This window comes from Acetobacter senegalensis (genome assembly GCF_001580995.1).
GTDB lineage: Bacteria > Pseudomonadota > Alphaproteobacteria > Acetobacterales > Acetobacteraceae > Acetobacter > Acetobacter senegalensis.
Genome location: NZ_LHZU01000028.1, coordinates 1 through 1163 on the forward strand (window position 1 = coordinate 1; position 1163 = coordinate 1163).

Consider the following 1163-nt stretch of genomic DNA (forward strand, 5'->3'; position numbering starts at 1 on the left):
TCCTGTCAAGCAGATGCCAACCTATCCGGATCAAGCCGCGCTGAAAGCGGTGGAAGACCGGCTGCATGTGTATCCGCCGCTGGTATTTGCCGGTGAGGTGCGCCGCCTGCGCGCCCAGTTGGCCCAGGCCGCCAAAGGGCAGGCCTTTGTGCTACAGGGCGGCGCATGCGCCGAGAGCTTCGGCGAATTCAAGGCCGATGTGGTGCGCGATACGTTCCGCGTGCTGCTACAGATGGCGGTTGTGCTGACCTTTGGCGCAAAAGTGCCGGTGGTGAAGCTGGGCCGCATGGCGGGCCAGTTCGCCAAGCCGCGCTCTTCCGATACGGAAACCAAGGGCGATGTCACGCTGCCGTCCTACCGTGGGGATATCATCAACGGGCCGGACTTCACGGCAGAAGCCCGTATTCCTGACCCCGTGCGCATGGAAACCGGTTATTTCCAGTCCGCTGGTATCCAGAACCTGCTGCGCGCCTTCTCTCGCGGGGGCTATGCCAACCTGCATGAAGTGCACCGCTGGAATCTGGGGTTTGTGGAACGTTCTCCGCTGGCCAACCGCTACCGTGTGATGGCGGAACGGATTGGGGAGACTCTGTCCTTCATGCAGGCCTGCGGTATTGACGCTGCCTCCGCCCCGCAGGTGGATGAAACCGAATTCTATACGTCTCATGAAGCCCTGCTGCTGCCTTATGAACAGGCGCTCACCCGTGTCGATTCCACATCAGGCGAATGGTATGACTGCTCCGCCCATTTCATCTGGATCGGGGACCGCACCCGCCAGCCGGACGGCGCACATGTCGAATTCCTGCGTGGGGTGCGTAACCCCATCGGCATCAAGGTTGGTCCGACCTCCACGGTGGAAGACCTTGAAAAGCTGCTGGAAATCCTGAACCCGACTGATGAAGCCGGGCGCATTACGCTCATCTCCCGCATGGGCGCTGACAAGATTGACAAGCACCTGCCGCCGCTGATGCGGGCCGTAAAAGCCACGGGCCGTACCGTGACCTGGTTGACTGACCCGATGCACGGCAACACCATCTCCACCACGCAGAAGGTCAAAACACGGTCATTTGATGCCATCATGACGGAAGTGAAAGGCTTCTTTGATGCCTGTGCGGCTGAAGGTGTGCATGCCGGTGGCGTGCATATTGAAATGACCGGCCAGA

Annotated in this window: 1 protein-coding gene; it reads left to right on the plus strand. The window is 60.4% G+C overall.

The genetic code is table 11. From position 1 onward, the window contains the following. The coding region (locus tag AD948_RS00165) for a 3-deoxy-7-phosphoheptulonate synthase class II (protein WP_061470219.1) at positions 1-1163 on the plus strand (1163 nt) is incomplete at both ends.